The 19,836-nt window shown below is 68.9% G+C and carries 17 protein-coding genes; 8 read left to right on the top strand and 9 right to left on the bottom strand.

The genetic code is table 11. The features are described from left to right. Window positions 1–89: 89 nt before the first annotated feature. From metX to L1Z78_RS27860, 3 genes are all read left to right on the top strand, one after another. Window positions 90–1,238, top strand: a complete 1,149-nt coding sequence (gene metX, locus L1Z78_RS27870; protein ID WP_234639532.1) for a homoserine O-succinyltransferase MetX — start codon at window positions 90–92, stop codon at window positions 1,236–1,238. Next, window positions 1,235–1,819: a methionine biosynthesis protein MetW gene (gene metW / locus L1Z78_RS27865; protein WP_234639531.1), complete on the top strand. Its 585-nt coding sequence runs from the start codon at window positions 1,235–1,237 to the stop codon at window positions 1,817–1,819. The genes metX and metW overlap by 4 nt, the downstream gene beginning before the upstream one ends. Before the next feature lie 73 nt (window positions 1,820–1,892). After that, the gene (locus L1Z78_RS27860) at window positions 1,893–3,056 is read left to right on the top strand and encodes a glycerophosphodiester phosphodiesterase (protein WP_234639530.1); all 1,164 of its coding nucleotides are present in this window, start codon (window positions 1,893–1,895) and stop codon (window positions 3,054–3,056) included. On the opposite strand, the gene L1Z78_RS27855 is transcribed toward L1Z78_RS27860, so the two are convergent. Beyond that, a complete protein-coding gene (locus L1Z78_RS27855; protein WP_418921657.1) occupies window positions 3,040–3,669 on the bottom strand; it encodes an NAD(P)H-dependent oxidoreductase in 630 nt (209 codons plus the stop codon). The two genes, L1Z78_RS27860 and L1Z78_RS27855, sit on opposite strands and share 17 nt — an antisense overlap. A gap of 48 nt (window positions 3,670–3,717) precedes the next feature. Next, window positions 3,718–4,104 (bottom strand): MerR family transcriptional regulator, encoded by a 387-nt coding sequence (locus L1Z78_RS27850; RefSeq protein ID WP_234639529.1) that lies wholly within the window; start codon window positions 4,102–4,104, stop codon window positions 3,718–3,720. 119 nt (window positions 4,105–4,223) lie between these two features. Here L1Z78_RS27850 and L1Z78_RS27845 point away from each other — a divergent pair, with 119 nt between their 5' ends. Together L1Z78_RS27845 and L1Z78_RS27840 are read left to right on the top strand one after the other, a co-directional pair. Beyond that, window positions 4,224–5,717: a M20 family metallopeptidase gene (locus L1Z78_RS27845; RefSeq protein WP_234639528.1), complete on the top strand. Its 1,494-nt coding sequence runs from the start codon at window positions 4,224–4,226 to the stop codon at window positions 5,715–5,717. After that, entirely contained in the window at window positions 5,714–6,583 is an 870-nt protein-coding gene (locus L1Z78_RS27840) for an alpha/beta hydrolase (protein ID WP_234639527.1), read from the top strand. Before L1Z78_RS27845 ends, L1Z78_RS27840 begins: the two co-directional genes overlap by 4 nt. On the opposite strand, the gene L1Z78_RS27835 is transcribed toward L1Z78_RS27840, so the two are convergent. Both L1Z78_RS27835 and L1Z78_RS27830 read right to left on the bottom strand, forming a co-directional pair. Then, a complete protein-coding gene (locus L1Z78_RS27835) occupies window positions 6,570–7,322 on the bottom strand; it encodes a 16S rRNA (uracil(1498)-N(3))-methyltransferase (RefSeq protein ID WP_234639526.1) in 753 nt (250 codons plus the stop codon). The genes L1Z78_RS27840 and L1Z78_RS27835 overlap by 14 nt on opposite strands. Window positions 7,323–7,335: 13 nt before the next feature. Beyond that, entirely contained in the window at window positions 7,336–8,433 is a 1,098-nt protein-coding gene (locus tag L1Z78_RS27830; RefSeq protein ID WP_234639525.1) for an aminoglycoside phosphotransferase family protein, read from the bottom strand. A gap of 92 nt (window positions 8,434–8,525) precedes the next feature. On the opposite strand from L1Z78_RS27830, the gene L1Z78_RS27825 reads away from it, so the two are divergent. The 3 genes from L1Z78_RS27825 (at window position 8,526) to rsmA (ending at window position 13,285) form a co-directional block, all read left to right on the top strand. Continuing rightward, on the top strand, window positions 8,526–10,967 hold the full coding sequence (locus L1Z78_RS27825) for an LPS-assembly protein LptD (protein WP_234639524.1): 2,442 nt from the start codon (window positions 8,526–8,528) through the stop codon (window positions 10,965–10,967). A 41-nt stretch (window positions 10,968–11,008) separates the two neighbouring features. Beyond that, entirely contained in the window at window positions 11,009–12,442 is a 1,434-nt protein-coding gene (locus L1Z78_RS27820) for a peptidylprolyl isomerase (protein WP_234639523.1), read from the top strand. 75 nt (window positions 12,443–12,517) lie between these two features. Further along, entirely contained in the window at window positions 12,518–13,285 is a 768-nt protein-coding gene (rsmA, locus tag L1Z78_RS27815) for a 16S rRNA (adenine(1518)-N(6)/adenine(1519)-N(6))-dimethyltransferase RsmA (RefSeq protein ID WP_234639522.1), read from the top strand. A gap of 24 nt (window positions 13,286–13,309) precedes the next feature. Here rsmA and L1Z78_RS27810 read toward each other — a convergent pair whose 3' ends face one another. The 5 genes from L1Z78_RS27810 to L1Z78_RS27790 all read right to left on the bottom strand — a co-directional run bounded on the left by L1Z78_RS27810 (window position 13,310) and on the right by L1Z78_RS27790 (window position 19,830). Then, window positions 13,310–13,735 carry a barstar family protein gene (locus tag L1Z78_RS27810; RefSeq protein WP_234639521.1) on the bottom strand — a complete coding sequence of 142 codons (426 nt, stop codon included), beginning with the start codon at window positions 13,733–13,735 and terminating at the stop codon, window positions 13,310–13,312. Between the two features lie 149 nt (window positions 13,736–13,884). Then, window positions 13,885–14,301, bottom strand: a complete 417-nt coding sequence (locus tag L1Z78_RS27805; protein WP_234639520.1) for a ribonuclease — start codon at window positions 14,299–14,301, stop codon at window positions 13,885–13,887. A 294-nt stretch (window positions 14,302–14,595) separates the two neighbouring features. Next, a complete protein-coding gene (locus L1Z78_RS27800; RefSeq protein ID WP_234639519.1) occupies window positions 14,596–16,905 on the bottom strand; it encodes an NADP-dependent malic enzyme in 2,310 nt (769 codons plus the stop codon). A gap of 202 nt (window positions 16,906–17,107) precedes the next feature. Beyond that, window positions 17,108–18,574 (bottom strand): M81 family metallopeptidase, encoded by a 1,467-nt coding sequence (locus L1Z78_RS27795; RefSeq protein ID WP_234639518.1) that lies wholly within the window; start codon window positions 18,572–18,574, stop codon window positions 17,108–17,110. After that, entirely contained in the window at window positions 18,571–19,830 is a 1,260-nt protein-coding gene (locus L1Z78_RS27790) for a Zn-dependent hydrolase (protein ID WP_234639517.1), read from the bottom strand. Before L1Z78_RS27790 ends, L1Z78_RS27795 begins: the two co-directional genes overlap by 4 nt. Between the last annotated feature and the right edge of the window lie 6 nt (window positions 19,831–19,836).

Genomic DNA, 19,836 nt, shown 5'->3' with positions numbered 1-19,836 from the left:
ATTTGCTTCTGCTTGCGGGCGCTTTATAAATCCAGCTAAAGACGAAACCTGAGAACCCGGCCTCGTTTTTAGCGATGCCGGGTTTTTTCATGTCCTTCATCGCCACACCCCGATCCATGCACTTCGACGAGCCGCTGCCGCTGCAAGGTGGCGGCTCGATCCGCGACTACGACCTCGCCTACGAGACCTACGGCCAGCTCGATGCCGCGCGCAGCAACGCCGTGCTGGTCTGCCATGCGCTCAACGCTTCCCACCATGTGGCCGGCACCTACGAGGGCCAGCCCAGGAGCGAGGGCTGGTGGGACAACATGATCGGCCCCGGCAAGCCCGTGGACACGAACAAGTTCTTCGTGATCGGCGTGAACAATCTGGGCTCGTGCTTCGGCTCCACGGGCCCCATGCACGCGCATCCCGACACCGGCAGGATCTATGGCGCCGACTTCCCCGTGGTGACGGTGGAGGACTGGGTCGATGCCCAGGCCCGGCTGCTCGACCGGCTGGGCATTTCGCAGCTGGCGGCCGTGCTGGGCGGCAGCCTGGGCGGCATGCAGGCGCTGTCCTGGTCGCTGCGCTACCCCGACCGCATGCGCCATGCCGTGGTCGTGGCCAGCGCACCCAACCTCAATGCCGAGAACATCGCCTTCAACGAGGTGGCGCGGCGCGCCATCGTCACCGACCCGGACTTCCACGGCGGCCATTTCTACGCGCATGGCGTGGTGCCGGCGCGCGGCCTGCGCATCGCCCGCATGATCGGCCACATCACCTACCTGAGCGACGACGTCATGAACCAGAAGTTCGGCCGCCAGTTGAGGGAAGGACTGGACCTGAAGTACAGCACCCAGGACGTGGAGTTCCAGATCGAGAGCTATCTGCGCTACCAGGGCGAGAAGTTCAGCAGCTACTTCGACGCCAACACCTACCTGCTGATCACGCGCGCGCTGGACTATTTCGATCCGGCGCGCAGCCATGGCGGCGACCTGACCCAGGCCCTGGCCGTGGCCAAGGCCCGCTACCTGCTGGTGAGCTTCACCACCGACTGGCGCTTCGCGCCCGCGCGCAGCCGCGAGATCGTCAAGTCGCTGCTGGAGAACAACCGCGACGTCAGCTATGCCGAGATCGATGCGCCCCACGGGCACGACGCCTTCCTGCTCGACGACCCCCGCTACATGCAGGTGATGCGCTCCTACTTCGACGGCATCGCCCAGGAAACCACGACAGCCGCCCAGGAGGCCGAATGACCGAGCTGACCACCATGCAGGCGATTGCGCGCCTGATCCCCGAGGGCTCGCGCGTGCTCGACCTGGGCTGCGGCGATGGTGCCCTGCTGTCGCACCTGCAGCGCGAGCGCGGCTGCACCGGCTACGGCGTGGAACTGGACGATGCCAACGTGCTGGCCTGCGTGCGCCGCGGCGTGAACGTGCTGCAACTGAACCTGGAGGACGGCCTGGCCATCTTCCAGGACAACAGCTTCGACGTGGTGCTGCAGATCGACACGCTGCAGCACCTGCGCAATGCCGAGACCATGCTGCAGGAGACGGCCCGCATCGGCCGCGCGGGCATCGTCGCCTTCCCCAATTTCGCGCACTGGCCCAACCGCCTGTCGGTGCTGCGCGGGCGCATGCCGGTCACGCGCCGCCTGCCCTACCAGTGGTATGACACGCCCAACATCCGCGTGGGCACGTACAAGGATTTCGAGGTGCTGGCCACCAGGAACCGGCTGCGGATCCTGGACGCTTTCGGCCTGCAGGACGGGCGTGCGGTCCGTACCCTGCCCAACCTCATGGCGGGTACGGCCGTGTTCCATTTCGAGCATGCCTGAGCGGCGCGGTCATGCCGCCGACGCGCGGGCGACGCACAATCGGCTTCGACCGAATGCGAACCCGGAGACAGACATGAACCGCTTCCCACGCCGGCGCACGCTGGCCCTGGCCGGCGCAGCAGCAGGCCTGCTGCTGGCAGGCTGTGCCGCACCACGGACCGCCGACCCGAAGGCCACCGCCGCCGACTGGCCGCCCCGGCCCGCGCTGATCGCCCACCGGGGCGCCTCGGCGCTGCGGCCCGAGCACACCCTGGAGGCCTACCGCGAGGCCATACGCGCGGGCGCCGACTTCATCGAGCCCGATCTGGTGATCACGCGCGATGGCGTGCTGGTCGCGCGGCATGAGAACGCCATCGCCATCCTCGCGGCCGACGGCAGTGTCAAGGAAGCCACGACCGATGTGGCCGACCGCCCCGAGTTCGCTGCGCGCAAGGCCACGAAGACCATCGACGGGCAGGCCATCACGGGCTGGTTCACCGAGGACTTCACGCTGGCCGAATTGAAGACCCTGCGCGCCCGCGAGCGCATCCCGGCCCTGCGGCCGGCCAATGCCCGGTTCAACGACCGCTTTGAGGTGCCCACGCTGCAGGAGGTGATCGACCTGGCCAAGTCCGAGAGTGCGCGCACGGGCCGCACCGTCGGCATCTATCCCGAGACCAAGCACCCGACCTATTTCCAGTCCATCGGCCTGCCGCTGGAGCCTGCGCTGCTGAAAGTGCTGGCGGACAATGGCTGGAACCATGCGCAGGCGCCGGTGTTCGTGCAGTCCTTCGAGGTGGAGAACCTGCGCTGGATCCGTGCCCGCAGCAGCCTGCGGCTGGTCCAACTGCTGGCGCCCAGGGGCAAGCCCCATGACAGCGTGGCGCGCGGCCATGGCCCCGGCTATGCCGACATGGCCACGCCTGCGGGGCTGGCCGGGATCGCGCGCTATGCCAACGGCATAGGGCCGGGCAAGAGCATGGTGATTCCCTTGGTGCAGGGCGCCAATGCGGCGCCCACCTCGCTGGTGGCCGACGCGCATCGCGCGGGCCTTCTCGTCCACCCCTGGACGCTGCGGCCCGAGAACGCCTTTCTGCCGCAGAGCCTGAAGTCCGCCCCCGTGGGGGATGGCGCGCGGCGCGGCAATGCGCGCGCCGACATGGATGATTTCCTGCGCGCAGGCATCGACGGCATCTTCACCGATGACCCGTCGGTGGGGCGCGCCGCCATCGACGCCTTGCTCAGGACACGGCCTTGACCGGGCGAGCCGCCGCGCGCCGGCCCAGCGAGCCGGCACGCTCCAGCCACCGCTGGAGCCGGGCGGCATCGGCGCCGAGCACGGGGCCGAAGCTGTGGATGCGCACGGGCCGGACGCCGCTGAATTCCAGGATGGCGCGGCGCATCTGGTGGTGGCCCGGCATGTGCGCCACCCAGCGGTAGTACCAGGGCGGGGAATCCATGCTCACCAGCAGGTCGGCCGAGCGGCCGGCCAGCAGCCGATCCCACAGCAGCGAGCCCTTGCGGTACTTGAAGGCGAAGCCGGGCAGGAACACGCGGTCGATGAATCCCTTGAGCAGGGCCGGCAGGCCGCCCCACCAGTTGGGATAGACCCAGGCCAGGTGGCTGGCCCAGAGGATGTGCTCCTGGGCCTGCCGCAGGTCCGGCTCCAGGGGCTGCTCGCCTCGGTAGCCGGCATGCAGCACCGGATCGAAAGCCAGTGCGGCCAGGTGCAGGATGCGTACTTCGGCGCCGCCTTCGCGTGCGCCACGGGCATAGGCTCCGGCCATGCCGGCGCACAGGCTGCCGTCCGACGGATGGCCGAGGATGATGAGGATGCGCTGGGAAGCAGGGGGGGTGGAGATGGCAGGCATGGCGCCTATGTTCGCCTTGTCCCTGGGGGCAAGGTCAAGCCCCCTGCATCAGGCAGGCGCGGATTCGCAGGCGGCCATGGCGGCCGCCGGCTCCAGGCTGCATGCGAGCAGTTCACGTTCCAGCGCCGCCAGATGGTCCTGCTGGCGTTGCAGGCGCAGCATCTCGGCCCGCACCTTCTCGCGCCGTGCGCGCAACAGCTGCGCCAGGGCCTGCCAGCCTGCGGCGTCGTCGATGCGGTGCAGGACATGCAGCTCGTCCAGGCGAAAGCCCAGCGCGAGCGCCTGGCGGATGCGCTGCACGAGCACGAGGTCGCGCTCGTCGTAGACGCGGTAGCTGCCCAGGCGCGCCACGGCGCCCATCAGGCCCCGGGATTCATAGAGCCTGACGGCCTTGGGCGAGCAGCCGGCGCGACGGGCGAGTTCTCCGATATACATGGCGTGATCGTAGTCGTTGCCGGGCTGGCTCCCTGCCAGTCTGTCGTTGGCGCACAATGGCCGGATTGCGGCGCCGGCCCGCGCTCGAGAGCTGCGCCGCCATGACACGAGGACCCGCCATGAACGCACGCACCCCTTCGCAGCTGCTGCAGCCCGCAGCCGCCCTCGAACAGATCGGCCGCTCGTGGGACGAGCGCATCGTCCCGGCGCTGACCGACTACATCGCCATTCCGGCCAAGTCGCCCATGTTCGCGCCGGACTGGGAACAGCAAGGCCACCTGGAGACCGTGCTGCGCAATGCCGCCGACTGGGTGCTGGCGCAGAAGGTGGCGGGCCTGACCCTGGAGATCGTGCGCCAGCCGGGCCGCACGCCGGTGCTGTTCTTCGAGGTGGATGGCACGCAGGACCATGCTGCCTCCAGCCCCACGGTGCTGATGTACGGCCACCTGGACAAGCAGCCCGAGTTCGACGGCTGGCGCAGCGACCTGGGTCCGTGGACGCCCAAGTACGAGAACGGCAAGCTCTATGGCCGCGGCGGCGCGGACGACGGCTACGCGGTCTACGCCAGCATCGCCGCCGTGCAGGAGCTCAAGCGCCAGGGCGTGCCGCATCCACGCATCGTCGGCCTGATCGAGACCTGCGAGGAAAGCGGCTCGCGCGACCTGCTGCCCTACGTGGATGCGCTGCGCCCGCGCCTGGGCGAGGTGGGCCTGGTGGTCTGCCTGGACAGCGGCGCCGGCAACTATGACCAGCTGTGGCTGACGACCAGCCTGCGCGGCATGGCCAGCGGCACGCTGAAGGTGGAGATCCTCACCGAAGGCGTGCACTCTGGCGATGCCTCGGGCGTCGTCCCCTCGTCCTTTCGCATCCTGCGCCAGGTGCTGGACCGCCTGGAGGACAGCAAGACCGGGCGCCTGCTGCCCGCCAGCTTCCACTGCGAGATCCCGGCCGATCGCATGGCCCAGATGCGGGCTACGGCGGCCATCCTCGGCGAGGAAACCTATGCCCGCTTTCCCTGGGCGCACTACGACTGCGGCGGCTCCACGCTGTTCGCCCTGCCCACCACCACCGATCCCGTCCAGGCCCTGGCCAGGCGCACCTGGGAGCCCACGCTGAGCGTGACCGGCGCAGAGGGCCTGCCCGCCCTGCAGGACGCCGGCAACGTGCTGCGCCCCTATACCGCCTTCAAGCTCAGCCTGCGCCTGCCGCCCCTGGTCGACGCCGCCGCCTGCGTGCAGGAGATGAAGGCGCTGCTGGAGGACAACGCGCCCTATCAGGCCCGCGTGACCTGGCAGGGCCTGTCGGGCGCCAGCGGCTGGAATGCGCCGCCCATGGATGCCTGGTTCGAGAGCGCGCTCGACGCCGCCAGCCAGGCGCATTTCGGGGCGTCATGCGGCTATATCGGGCAGGGCGGCACGATTCCGCTCATGAACATGCTCAGCCAGGGCTTCCCCAAGGCGCAGATGATGGTCTGCGGCGTGCTGGGCCCCAAGAGCAATGCCCATGGCCCCAACGAGTTCCTGCATGTGCCCTATGCCAAGCGGCTCACGGCCGCCGTGGCCCAGGTGATCGCCGCCATGGCGCAATCTCCCTCGGAGGCCGCCACCGCATGACGGATGCGCCTGTCCCCGCCCCGGACGGCCTGGCCGGGCGCCTTCCCGGCTGCGATGGCGCCGAGCTGGCGCTGCGTGACTGGCCCGTGGCCGGTGGGCCGGCGCGCGCCACCGTGCTGCTGGTGCACGGGCTGGGCGAGCACATCGGCCGCTATGCGGCGCTGGCTCAGCGCCTGAACGCATGGGGCTATGCCGTGCGCGGCTATGACCACTACGGCCATGGGCGCTCGGCGGGGCCGCGCGGCGGCCTGACGGGTGACAGCCGCCTGCTCGACGACCTCGCCTGCGTGGTCGATGCCACGCGCGCACAGCAGCCGGCCGGCCTGCCGCTGGTGTTGCTGGGTCACAGCCTGGGCGGCCTGGTGGCGGCGCTGTTCGTCGCCCGTGCCCTGCGGCCTGTCGACGCGCTGGTACTGTCTTCCCCGGCCTTCGACATCGGCCTGTCGCCGCTGCAAAGGCTGCTGGTGGGTACGCTGCCGCGCCTGTTGCCCGACCTGCGTGTGTCCAACGGCCTGCAGATTCCCTATCTCTCGCATGACGCGGCGGTCTGCGATGCCTACCGTGCCGATCCGCTGTGCCATGACCGCATCTGTGCGCGGCTGGCACGCTTTCTGGCGCAGGGCGGGCCTCAGGTGCTGGCCCTTGCGGGGCGGTGGAGCGTGCCCGGCCTGCTGCTGTGGGCGGGTGATGACAGGCTGGTGGCGCCGGCCGGCAGCCGGGCCTTTGCCGACCGCGCACCGCCGGCCGTGTTGCAGGCACAGTGCTTTGACGGCGCCTACCATGAGCTGTTCAACGAAAGCGATGCGTTCGCTGCGCCTGTGTTCGCGCGGCTGCGCGACTGGCTGGGCCGTTTCAGCCCAGCGTGAGGGCCGCCAGCGCCGCCAGGGGAGCGGTCTCCGCGCGCAGCACGCGAGGTCCCAAGGTGACGGGCACGAAACCCTGGCCGCGGGCCAGGGCCTCCTCGGCGGGCGAGAGGCCGCCTTCGGGGCCCGAGAGAAAAACCACGGGCATGTCTTCGGTGGCGGCCTCCATGACCTCGGCCAGCGGCCGCGTGCCTTCACCCAGCGACAGCAGCAGGCGCAGCGTGCCGGGCGGCAGCTTTTTCGCGCCACCCTCCAGCCAGTCTTCCAGGTCGGTGGGCGCGTGCAGCGGGGGCACGCGGTTGCGCGTGCACTGCTCGCAGGCCGACACGGCCACGGCCTGCCAGTGGGCCAGCTTCTTTTCGGCGCGCTCGCCCTTGAGCTTGAGCACGCTGCGCTCGGCCACCAGCGGCGTGATGCTGGCCGCGCCAAGCTCGGCGGCCTTCTCGACCAGCCAGTCCATGCGCTCGTTGGCCGTGATGCCGGCCAGCAGATGCACGGGGCGCAGGGGTTCGCGCTCCACGGCGTGGTGGGCGCCTATGCGCACGGCCACGTCGCTGCGGCCCATGCGCAGCACGGTGGCCTCGAACTCGCCGCCGCTGAAGCCGTCTCCGGCACGGCCTTCGAACAGCGTGATGCCATCGCCGGGCTGCAGGCGCAGCACCTGTACATGGCGCGCGGCACCTGCCGGCAGGTCGATCTCGTCGCCGCTGCGCAGCGCAATGGGGCAGTGGAAGCGGGGCATGGCGGTTCCGTCCTCAGACGCGCCCGTAGGCCCAGCCGACCTGAGGCTGGATGTTCTCGATCTGGTCCACCAGACGCAGCAGCGGCGTCAGTTCACGGTAGCGGCCGCAGGTGGAGCGGATGTAATGGATGAAGCGCGGCGTATCGGCCAGATAGCGGGGTTTGCCGTCGCGCAGCGTCAGCCGCGCGAAGATGCCGGCCACCTTGAGGTGGCGTTGCAGACCCATCCACTCGACACCGCGGTAGAACTCGCCGAAGTCATCGCCCCAGCCGCTTTGGCTGCGTGCGCCGACCAATCCCGACTTGCGTGCCTTCTCCCAGTAACGCACGGTAATGTCGATGACAAAGTCCTCCTCCCAGCTGATGAAGGCATCGCGCAGCAGGCTGGCGATGTCGTAGGTGACGGGACCGTGGACCGCATCCTGGAAGTCCAGCACACCCAGCGGGCCATCGGCGGCCACGGGTTGCATGAGGTTGCGCATCATGAAGTCGCGGTGCACGAAGACCGGGGGGGCGGCCAGGTTGTGGGCGACGATCTGTCCGAATGCCTGGGACAGCGTGGCCTGCTGCCTGTCGTCGAGCACGGTCTGCCTGTGGCGTGCGATGTACCAGTCCGGGAACAGCTGCAGTTCGCGGCGCAGCAGGGCCTCGTCATACGGAGGCAGCACGCCGGGGCGCGAGGCGGTCTGCCAGGCCAGCAGCACTTCGAGCGCCGAGCGGTACCAGGCCTCGGCCTCCTGCGGCTTGTCGGGGTCCAGCGCCTCGATGACGGTGTGACCACCCAGGTCGGACAGCAGCATGAAGCCGTGGACCGCATCCCAGTCGAGGATCTGCGGCACGGCCAGGCCGGCTTCGGCCATCAGTGCCTGCACCTTGGCGAAGGGCGCGCAGTCTTCCTTGTCCGGTGGCGCATCCATGACGATGAGGCTGGAGCCCGTGCCGGCATCCAGCCGCAGATAGCGGCGAAAGCTGGCGTCGGCCGAGGCCGGACGCAGGGTTTCGGGGCGCAGCGCATGCCTGGCGGCCAGCGGGGCCAGCCAGGCGTCGAAGGCGGCATGGCGGGCGGAATCGGCCCAGACAACGCCGGCCGTGGGGGTGTTTGGATGGCTCATGGATAATCGCGATTCTACAAACCGCCACCCCGACGAACGCCCGGCGGTGATGCTAGGCTTGCGCCTTTCTCCATCCGCCGCTGTTGACCAACGTGTACCTCCGACCGCTGCCCCCCGATCCGCTGGCTGCCCGCGCGCCCGCGCGCCCCGCCGTACGCCCGCTGGCCTGGCTCGTGGCTCTCGCCTGGGCCGGGGGATCGACGCTGGCCCAGGCCCAGACCGCCCCCGCCCCGGCCGAGGAAGGCCGGCTGCAGCAGGTGCGCCCGCTGCGCCCCAGCACGCTGATGCAGGAAACCTATCCCGAGCAGGTGCGTTCGCAGCAGCCCGTCTACGTGCGCGGCGACGCCCTCAGCGGCCAGCCCGACATCAGCACGGTGATCGAGGGCAATGCCGAACTGCGCCGCGGCGACACCATGATCCGCGCCGACCGGCTCGAATACCAGGTGCCGGACGACCGGGTCAATGCCTCGGGCGCGGTGCACATCAACCAGGCCGGCAATGTCTATGAAGGCTCGCTGCTGGACCTGAAGGTCGATGCCTTCCAGGGTTTCTTCGACAACGCCGGCTACCGCTTCCTGGCCAACGGTGCCTATGGCAAGTCCTCGCGCGTGGATTTCATCGACCGCGACCATGCCGTGGTCCACGACGCCACCTACACCACCTGCCAGCGCGATGACGAGGCCAGCTGGGAGCCGGCCTGGATGCTGCGCGCCAAGACCCTGCACATCGATGCGGCCGAGGAGGTCGGCGTGGCCGAGGGCGCGGCATTGCAGTTCAAGGGCGTCACCGTGCTGCCCGTGCCGCGCATGAGCTTTCCGCTGTCGGACAAGCGCAAGTCGGGCCTGCTGCCGCCGACCATGGGCCTGGACCAGCTCAGCGGCTTCGAATACACCCAGCCCTACTACTGGAACATCGCGCCCAACCGGGACATGACCCTGTATCCGTCGGTCATGACCAAGCGTGGCGTCAACCTGGGCGCCCAGTTCCGCTATCTGGAGCCGACCTACTCGGGCGAGGCCTATGCGGCCTACATGCCGGGCGACCGCCAGCGCGACCGGGACCGCTGGGCCTATTCGCTGCAACATCGTGGCGTCATCGATTCGCCCATCGGTGGATTGGGGCTGAACATGAACCTCAACCGCGTCAGCGATGACAACTACTGGCGCGATTTCCCGCTGGCCGCGAGGTCGCTGCGCGAGCGTCTGCTGCCCAACGACGTAAACCTGTCCTGGGCGCGTGGCGACGGGGTGCTGACCCTGCGCACCATGTACTGGCAGACCATGCAGGATGCGTCGGCCCCCATCACCCCGCCCTATGGCATGAAGCCCCAGCTGCAATGGCGCTACACGCCACTGGACGTGCCGCACGGCCTGGACTTCAGCTTCGTGGCCGACACCACGCGCTTCGAGATCGACAAGCCCCTGGCCGGCATGAGCTACAACAACGGCCAGCGCAGCTACATGCAGGCGCAGCTGAGCCGCCCGTTCCTTTCGCCAGGCGCCTTCATCACACCAAAGATCCAGCTGCACGCCAGCAACTACCAGGTGGACAGCATGATGGGCAACGGCAGCCGCAGCGCCTCGCGCACGCTGCCCACCCTGAGCGTGGACAGCGGCCTGGTGTTCGAGCGCGACACCTCGCTGTTCGGCCGCCAGCTGCTGCAGACCTTCGAGCCGCGCGCCTTCTACACCTACACGCCCTACCGCGACCAGAGCTTTCTGCCGCTGTACGACACGGCGCGCAACGACTTCAACTTCGCGAGCATCTACGCCGAGAACGACTACAACGGCCAGGACCGCATCGCCGACAACCACCTGCTGACACTGGGCGCGACCACGCGCCTGATCGACGGGGCCACCGGCGCTGAGAAGGCGCGCTTCGGCATCGCGCAACGCGTGCGCTTCTCCGACCAGAAGGTCATCCTGCCTGGCGAAGTACCCGCCACCAGCCGCCTGTCGGATGTGCTGCTGGGCGCGGCCATCAACTGGACGGACGCCTGGTCCACCGAAGGCACGACGCAGTACAACCGCGACCTCAACCGCTCGGTGCGCACCACCTTCGGCGCACGCTACAGTCCCAGTTCCTACCGCACGGTGAACGTGGCCTACCGGACCCAGTACGACACCGTGGCGCGCACCGATGCCAGCAAGCTGGTGGATGTGGGCTGGCAGTGGCCCATCAACGACCTGTGGGGTGACAAGGGCCGTGACCTGGGCGCCGGCCGTGGCCAGGGCGGCGGGCGCTGGTATACGGTGGGCCGGCTGAACTACAGCCTGAAGGACCGCAAGCTCGTCGACACCGTCGTCGGCCTGGAATACGACGGCTGCTGCTGGATCGGGCGCGTGGTGCTGGAGCGCCTGCAAAGCGCGATCAACCAGTCCAATACGCGGTTGCTGTTCCAGATCGAGTTCGTGGGCTTCTCGCGCCTGAGCCTGGGCGCCGATCCGCAGCGCAGCCTCAAGCAGAATGTGCCGCGCTACCAGTACCTGCGCGAATCCGTGACGCCTCCCAGCCGCTTCACCAATTACGATTAGAGCCAAGGCTCCAAACACGCTTTTTGCAAGGCATCTCTCCCATGCGTTTTCTTTCCCAGACCCATTGCAGCGCAGCTGTCGCCGTGGCGCTGGCCTTGCTGGCCTCCACAGCCCAGGCGCAAGGCCTGCGTGTTCCGGGCCAGACCCGGGCCACGGCGCCCCAGGCGGGCGACGCTGCCGTCACGCGTGCACTGGACGCCACCAATCTGCCCTCGGCACGCGAGCGCGGCGGCAATGCGGGTGTGCGCTCTGCCGACTACATCGTGGCCGTGGTCAACTCCGAGCCCGTGACCAACAACGAAGTGCGCGCCCGCATGGTGCGCGTGGCGCAGAACATTGCCGAGCAGGGCGGCCAGATGCCGCCCGAGGCGCTGCTGGCCCGCGAGGTGCTGGAGCGGCTGATCGTCGAGAAGGCCCAGTTGCAGGAAGCCAAGGACACGGGCCTGCGCGTGGACGACTACGCGGTCGACCAGGCGCTGGGCAACGTCGCGCGCCAGAACGGCATGGACAAGGCCGGCCTGCTGGCCCGCCTCCGGGCCGATGGCGTGGACGAAAAGCAGTTCCGTGAGGAGCTGCGCCGCCAGATCACCTTGCAGCGCCTGCGCGAGCGCGACGTGGATGGCCGCGTGCGTGTCACCGAGGCCGACATCGACCGCTACCTGGCCGAGCAGCGCCGTGGTGGTGGCGAGCAGGCACCCGCAGCGGTGAACCTGGGCCACATCCTGATCGCCGTGAAGGAAGATGCCGGCCCCGCCGAGGTGGCCGAGCGCGAGGCTCGCGCCAGGCAGGCGGCCGAGGCCGCACGCACGCAGCCCGACTTCAAGGCGGTGGTCAAGGAGTTCTCCGACGTGCCGGATGGCCAGGGCGGAGGCGCCATGGGCATGCGCCCGCTGGACCGCTATCCCGAGCTGTTTGCCAAGGCCGTGGGCCAGGCGCCGCTGGGCGGCATCGTCGGTCCCTTCCGTTCGGGCGCGGGCTTCCACGTGCTCAAGGTGCTCGAGAAGTCGCAGGCCGGCATGCCGGCGGTGGTCACGCAAAACCATGCGCGCCACATCCTGCTGCGCATCGGCGACCAGATGACCGAGGCCGAAGCCGCCAGGCGCCTGGCCGACTACAAGCGCCGCGTGGACAGTGGCCAGGCCAGCTTCGAGTCGCTGGCGCGCGAGTTCTCGCAGGACGGCAGCGCGCGCAACGGCGGCGACCTGGGCTGGTCCTCGCCCGGCCAGTTCGTGCCCGAGTTCGAGCAGGTGCTGGACCAGCTGCAGCCCGGCCAGGTCAGCGATCCGCTGGTCTCGCGCTTCGGCGTGCACCTGATCCAGCTCATCGAGCGCCGCCAGGCCGCACTGACGCCGCGCGAGCAGCGCGACATGGTGCGCAACGTGGTGCGCGAGCGCAAGCTGGAGACCGACTACCAGACCTGGCTGCAGGAATTGCGCGGCCGGGCCTATGTCGAGTACCGCGAGCCTCCGCAGTAAGACCTTCGTGCAGCCGCGGCTGCTCCGGTCCACAATGGAAGGCGGTGCCATTGGCGCACCGCCTTGCTTTTTTCCATGAAACATATTCCTCGCAAACGTTTCGGCCAGAACTTCCTGACAGACGGCGGCATCATCGATTCCATCGTGCGTGCCATCGATCCCCGGCCGGGCCAGCCCATGGTCGAGATCGGTCCGGGCCTGATGGCGCTGACACAGCCCCTGGTGGAACGCCTGGGCCGGCTCACCGTGATCGAGCTGGACCGGGACCTGGCCGTGCGCCTGCGCCTGCACGAGCAGCTGGATGTGGTCGAGTCCGACGTGCTCAAGGTGGACTTCCGTGCCATCGCCGTGCGCCTGGGCGTGGCCAGGCTGCGCATCGCCGGCAACCTGCCCTACAACATCTCCAGCCCCATCCTGTTTCACCTGCTCGAGCAGGTGGATGTGGTCGAGGACCAGCATTTCATGTTGCAAAAGGAGGTCATAGACCGCATGGTGGCCGCACCGGCCACGGCCGCCTATGGCCGGCTGACGGTGATGCTGCAGTGGCGCTACGCGATGGAGAACGTGCTGTTCGTGCCGCCCGGGAGTTTCGATCCACCACCCAAGGTGGACAGTGCCGTCGTGCGCATGGTCCCGCGCGAGACGCCTGCGGCCCTGGACGCGAAACTGCTGGAGGAACTGGTGCAGGTGGCCTTCAGCCAGCGGCGCAAGATCCTGCGCAACACGCTGGGGCGCTGGCTGGAAGGCAAGGGCTTCGAGGGGGAGTTCGATCTGCAGCGCCGTGCAGAAGAAGTGCCGGTGGCCGAATACGAGGCCCTGGCCGCCGGGCTGTCGCGCCGGTAGCCGGAGGCTGCTCGGAAGGCTGGGTCAGAGGAAAGAGTAGAAGCAGCGGAAGGGAATCTTGCGCTCGGCCCAATACTCGGCCGCGTCACGGAAACTGTCCAGCAACTGCTCCCGGACTTCCTTGTCGAACTTGGGCGTGGTCGGGATCTGGTCGAGCACGAGCACGAAGCCCGGCTGCGGTCCGGCCTTGTGGATGGGGTCGGTCAGGCAGTCGTAGAGCGCATCGAAGTTCTTGCCGAAATGCGCGGGAAAGAAAAACTGCGTGGCCAGCAGCTCCAGGATGTCGGCCTTGGTCTGGGCATGGGCCAGGTTGGCATACAGGAAATGGCACCCCAGCGTCTCGGCCGCCTGTTGCAGATCCTGCACCCTGTAGGCGCGGATGGACTGCACGATGTTGGCGCGCACGTTCCGCAGCGGGGTGTCGGGGATCTTACGAAGTGGTGCATCCATCTCCGTGGCTCTTTCTCTAACGTGGATGTGGCCTGCGGGAGCGGGCTCATGGCCTGCCGCATTCCCGGGCTGTGGATGAAATGCAGACCCCTGCCAGCGCGCTGCGTCGGACGCGGAAGGTCGAACGGGCTGCAAAGACTGGGTCGAGGTCATTCGATGATCTTGCGAAAGCTGCTGTAGTGGTCGCTGGTGTAATAGCAGGCATCGGGCCGTTGGGGCTCGCCGCCGCAGACGATGCGGCGTGCGCCGCGATCACGCGAGCCCGGCGTGCGCACCGTGTATTCGCGGTAATAGCCGCGCGTCTGACGGGGCAGGATGCGTTCCCGGTTGCCGAAGACCGTGCCGTCCTTGTCATGGGCAAAGGGTCCGCCACGCAGGATCAGCGCATAGGTGGAACGCCCCTCGCGTGGCAGCTCGGAAAGCGCCACGGTGTCAACGGCCGGCATCTCCGCGCTTTCGGGCACCGAACGGCGCGCATCGGCCAGCGAGGGCGACAGCACGAAGGCGGCCCCGACGATGAGCGCTAGACCGGACTTGTACGCCTTGGCGGCGGCTGCCTTCAGCATCAACTACACCTTTCAGAAATCCAGGGAAGCCCTGAAATCTCGACCCGCTAGTGTGACGGATCACCCCCCAAATTGCAAGTTCTGCCTAAAAAACAGGCAGCTTGACCAAGCAATTGTCTGGGGATTGAACAGTGAGACGTGGTGGCGCTGCGCGTGAGCCACCGGACACGGCCGACGCAACCGGCGCGCCCCAAAAGCGAGGGGCGCCGAGCAAGAGCCGCCTCGCGGCGATGGCGCCGTCCCCCTCCCGCGAAGCGAGAGAGGGGGAAGCCGCGCAGCGGCTCAGGGGGTGCCTTACCGGTTCGCGTTCGCGTCAGCGACCGTCAGCGCCGTCATGTTGACGATGCGGCGCACCGTGGTGCTGGGCGTGAGGATGTGCACGGGACGCGCCGCGCCCAGCAGCACCGGGCCGATGGCGATGCCGCCGCCGGCGGCCTGCTTGAGCAGGTTGTAGCTGATGTTGGCGGCATCGATGTTGGGCATGACCAGCAGGTTGGCATTGCCCAGCAGCGTGCTGTGGGGCATGAGCTGGGCGCGCGCCTTGCCGTCCAGGGCCACGTCGCCATGCATCTCGCCGTCCACTTCCAGCCAGGGGGCCTGTTCGCGCAGCAGCTCCAGGGTCTGGCGCATCTTGATGGCGCTGGGCTGGTTGCTGGAGCCGAAATTGGAGTGCGACAGCAGGGCGGCCTTGGGCTTGATGCCGAAGCGCATCATTTCCTCGGCGGCCATGATGGTGATCTCGGCCAACTGCTCGGCCGTGGGGTCGTAGTTGACGTGGGTGTCCACCAGGAAGACCTGGCGGTCGGGCAGCAGCAGCCCGTTCATGCAGGCATAGGTCTGCACGCCGGCGCGGCGGCCGATCACCTGGTCCACGTACTGCAGGTGGTGCGAGGTCTGCCCCCAGGTGCCGCTGATCAGGCCATCCACCTCGCCCTTGTGCAGCAGCATGGAGCCGATCAGGGTCAGGCGCCGGCGCATCTCGATCTTGGCGATGGGCACGGTGATGCCCTTGCGCTCGGTCATGCGGTGATAGGTCTGCCAGAAGTCGCGGTAGCGCTCGTCGTGCTCGACGTTGACCACGTCATAGTCCTGGCCCTCCTTCAGGCGCAGGCCGAACTTCTCGATGCGCTGGGCGATGATGGCCGGACGTCCGATCAGCGTGGGGCGCGCGATGCGCTCGTCCACCACGATCTGCGCGGCGCGCAGGATGCGCTCTTCCTCGCCTTCGGCGTAGGCCACGCGCTTCTTGGCCGCCTTCTTGGCTGCGGCGAACAGCGGCTTCATCATCGTGCCCGAGGCGTAGACGAAGGTCTGCAGATGGGCGCGGTAGGCATCCATGTCCTGGATCGGGCGCTGGGCCACGCCGCATTCGGCGGCGGCCTGGGCCACGGCCGATGCGATCTTCATCATCAGGCGCGGATCGAAGGGCTTGGGAATCAGGTACTCGGGGCCGAAAGTCAGCTGCTCGCCCACGTAGGCGGCCGCCACTTCCTCGCTCTGCTCGGCCTGGGCCAGCTCGGCGATGGCGTGCACGGTGGCGATCTCCATCTCGGTGGTGATGGTGGTCGCACCGCAGTCCAGCGCACCCCGGAAGATGTAGGGGAAGCACAGGACGTTGTTGACCTGGTTGGGGTAGTCCGAGCGGCCCGTGGCGATGATGGCATCGCTGCGCACGGCCTTCACATCCTCGGGGACGATCTCCGGATTGGGGTTGGCCAGGGCGAAGATCACGGGGCGCGCGGCCATCCTGGCCACCATGTCCTGCTTGAGCACGCCGCCGGCCGACAGGCCCAGGAAGACGTCGGCGCCTTCGATGACCTGACCCAGGGTGCGCAGTTCGGTGGCGCGCGCGAACAGGGCCTTGTCCTCGTCCATCAGCTCGGTGCGGCCCTCATAGACCACGCCGGCCAGGTCGGTGACGAACACGTTCTCGCGCCTGAGGCCCACCTTGAGCAGCAGGTTCAGGCAGGCCAGGGCGGCGGCGCCCGCGCCCGAGGCCACGAGCCTGACCTCCTCGATCTTCTTGCCGGCGACCTTCAGGGCATTGACCATGGCCGCGGCCACGGTGATGGCCGTGCCGTGCTGGTCGTCGTGGAAGACGGGGATCTTCAGGCGGCGACGCAGCTCGCGCTCCACGAAGAAGCACTCGGGTGCCTTGATGTCTTCCAGGTTGATGGCGCCGAAGGTGGGCTCCAGCGCGGCGATCACGTCGACCAGCTTCTGTGGGTCCTTCTCGTTGATCTCGATGTCGAAGACGTCCACGCCGGCGAACTTCTTGAACAGCACGGCCTTGCCTTCCATCACGGGCTTGGAGGCCAGCGCGCCGATGTCGCCCAGGCCCAGCACAGCCGTGCCGTTGGAGATCACGGCCACCAGGTTGCCGCGCGCCGTGTACTTGAAGGCGGCGGCGGGGTCCTTGACGATCTCTTCGCAGGGGGCGGCCACGCCGGGCGAGTAGGCCAGCGCCAGGTCGTGCTGGTTGGCCATGGGCTTGGTCGGGACGATGGTCAGTTTGCCGGGCTTGGGGAACTCGTGGTATTCGAGTGCGGCACGGCGCAGCTGGGCACGTTTATCGGAAGGGGTCGGGGCCGTGTTGTCGGACATCAAGCGTCTCCAGCGATGCATGGCCGACGCGCGCGTTTCGGACCCGCGTGCCGTCGGCTGAGGTAGGGGGGAACCGATTGTAGGCCGGGAGGCGATAGCCGGTGTCTGCGGTGAAACTGTTGTGATGCCGGCGTGCCCAATTTGCCCAATCGCCCCGCGGCGGCGCCGGTCTTTGCTTGCGCGCCCTGGCAAAGCCGGGCAACTACAGGGCGTCCAGCGGAAACACCGGCCGGTGGACGTGCGTGAACGGAAAGCGCGCATAGTCCGAGGTGGTCACGCCGGGGCTGTCGCACTCGACCAGGCCGGCGGACAGCGGCACGAAGACGGGCCGGCAGTACATGCGCGACTTGAGCAGCAGGAAGCGGAACCGCGTCGGGTCCATGCCCACGCAGTGGAACACGCCCAGGTCCCAGGGTTCGTGCGTCTGCTCGGTGACCACGATCTGCGCGGCGCCGATGTCCAGGCACACGCTGCGGCCCATGTGGCAGCGCTGTCCCGTGTAGATGGGACCGCTGACCGTGTAGGCGCCATCGCTGACGGCGCGCACCGTGCCGCGCAGCCGCAGTGGCTGCTTGTGCAGGCCTATGCTTTCGAGCGAGACCTTGTTGCCCAGCGCGATCTCCACCTCGGCGCCTTCGCCCGCCGCCGCCAGCGCGGCCACGGCCTCGGGGTCGCACAGCGGGCCCACGGCGATGCCCGTCAGTCCCAGCTCCAGCGCGGTCTGCAGCACGTCCATGGTGTCGCAGGTGCCGCCGGACATGCAGTTGTCGCCGTGGTCCAGCAGCAGCACGGGGCGGTCGGCGCCTTCGGCCAGGGCCTGGGCGCGGCGCAGCGAGTCGGCCAGCGGTTCGCTGCGGTAGACGTAGTCGGCGCGCCGCTGCCAGATCTGGGCGGCCAGCGTGTCCACGCTCGCCTGGGTGGCCGCGCGCTCGTCGGTGCGACAGGTGGCGACCACGCTCACGCAGGGCGCGGCGATGTCGGCCAGCGAGAATCCGCCGAACACCGAGACGGCCGGCAGGCCCTCCGCTTCCAGGGCACGCGCGGCGTTCACGGCGTCCAGCATGGGGCCGTCCAGCGTGGTGCTGCGCAGCGTGTGGCTCATCAGGGGCAGGCGGTGCCAGCACACGGCGTAGCGCGCGCGGCCGGCCAGCATGTCCAGCAGCAGGCGGCCCGCATGCTCGCCGGTCTCGTACATGTCGATGTGCGGATAGGTCTTGAAGCCCACCATCACATCGGCATTGCCCACCATTTTTTCGGTGATGTTGCCGTGCAGGTCCAGCGCCACGCCAACGGGCACGCCGGGTGCGGCGGCGCGCACGCGTTCGAGCAGGTCGCCTTCGCCGTCGGCGCTGTGCTCGGCCACCATGGCGCCGTGCAGGTCCAGCAGGATGGCGTCGCAGCCCGGTGCGGCTTCGACGATGCGGCGCGTGAGCTCGTCATAGGCGGCCCCATGCACGGGGCCGCTGGGGTTGGCAGTGGCCGACACGGGCGTGACCAGGGTGGCGCCCGCCGCCTCGGCCAGGTCGATGAAGGCGGCCATGGCCGTGCGCATGCCCTTGTTGGCCGAATAGGCCGCCTCGCCATAGGTGGGCGCAAAGGCCTGGATGGGCGTGGGCACGGGCGAGAAGGTATTGGTCTCGTGGTTGAGCCGGGCGATCAGAACTTTCATGACACCACTCCGGCCGCTGCCAGCATGGCGCGCAGCAGCACGTTGCAGCCGGCCTCCAGATGGGCAGGCTCGGCGTCCTCGATCTCGTTGTGGCTGATGCCGTCGGCGCAGGGCACGAAGATCATGGCGGTCGGTGCCAGGCGCGCCACGTAGACGGCATCGTGGCCCGCGCCGCTGACCACGTCCATGGCGCTGTAGCCCAGGTCGGCGGCATTGGCGCGCACGGCCTCGACCAGGTGGGGCGTGAAGGGCTGGGGCGGGAAGTAGACCACCTGCTCCACGCCGACCTCCACGCCGCGCGCGGCGGCGATGCGCTCGCAGGCCGCGCGCAGCGCGGCGTCCATGTCCAGCAATTGCTCGTCGTCGGGCGCGCGCAGGTCCACGCTGAGCCGCACGCGCCCCGGGATCACGTTGCGCGAGTCGGGGAACACCTGCAGCGAACCCACCGTGCCGCGTGCATGCGGCAGGCGGTCCAGGGCGATGCGGTGGACCTCGGCCACCAGCTCGCTGGCAGCCAGCAGCGCGTCGCGGCGCAGCTCCATGGGCGTGGGGCCGGCATGGGCCTCCATGCCCTGCACGGTGACGTCGTACCAGCGCTGGCCCAGGGCGGCGCTGACCACGCCGATCACGCACCCGTGCTTTTCCAGCACCGGGCCCTGCTCGATATGGGCCTCGAAATAGGCGCCCACGGCATGGGCGGGGCCGGCCTGGCCTGCATAGCCGATGGCGGCCAGCGCCTCGCCCACGCTCACGCCCTGGGCATCGCGCTGGGCCAGCGCGTGCTCCAGCGTGAAGGCGCCCGCGAACACGCCCGAGCCCATCATCACGGGCACGAAGCGCGAGCCTTCCTCGTTCGTCCACACGGCCACCTCCAGCGGGGCGCGCGTGCGCACGCCGGCCTCGTTGAGGGTGCGCAGCACCTCCAGGCCCGCCAGCACGCCGTAGTTGCCGTCGAACTTGCCGCCCGTGGGCTGGGTGTCGATGTGGCTGCCCGTCATCACGGGCGGCAGCGCGTCATCCACGCCCGCGCGGCGCGCGAAGATGTTGCCGATGGCATCGACGCGGATGCTGCAGCCGGCCTCGCGCGCCCATTGCACGAAGAGGTCCCGGCCCTGGCGGTCCAGGTCGGTCAGCGCCAGGCGGCACACGCCGCCCTTGGGCGTGGCGCCGATGCGCGCCAGCTCCATCAGCGATTGCCACAGGCGGGCGCCGTCGGTGCGCAGCGCGGCGGTGGCGTTGGGGGTACTGAGATCCATGGGGGC

It is taken from the genome of Delftia tsuruhatensis, from assembly GCF_903815225.1.
Taxonomy (GTDB): domain Bacteria; phylum Pseudomonadota; class Gammaproteobacteria; order Burkholderiales; family Burkholderiaceae_C; genus Comamonas; species Comamonas tsuruhatensis_A.
This window is presented reverse-complemented; position numbering and strand designations above follow the sequence as displayed.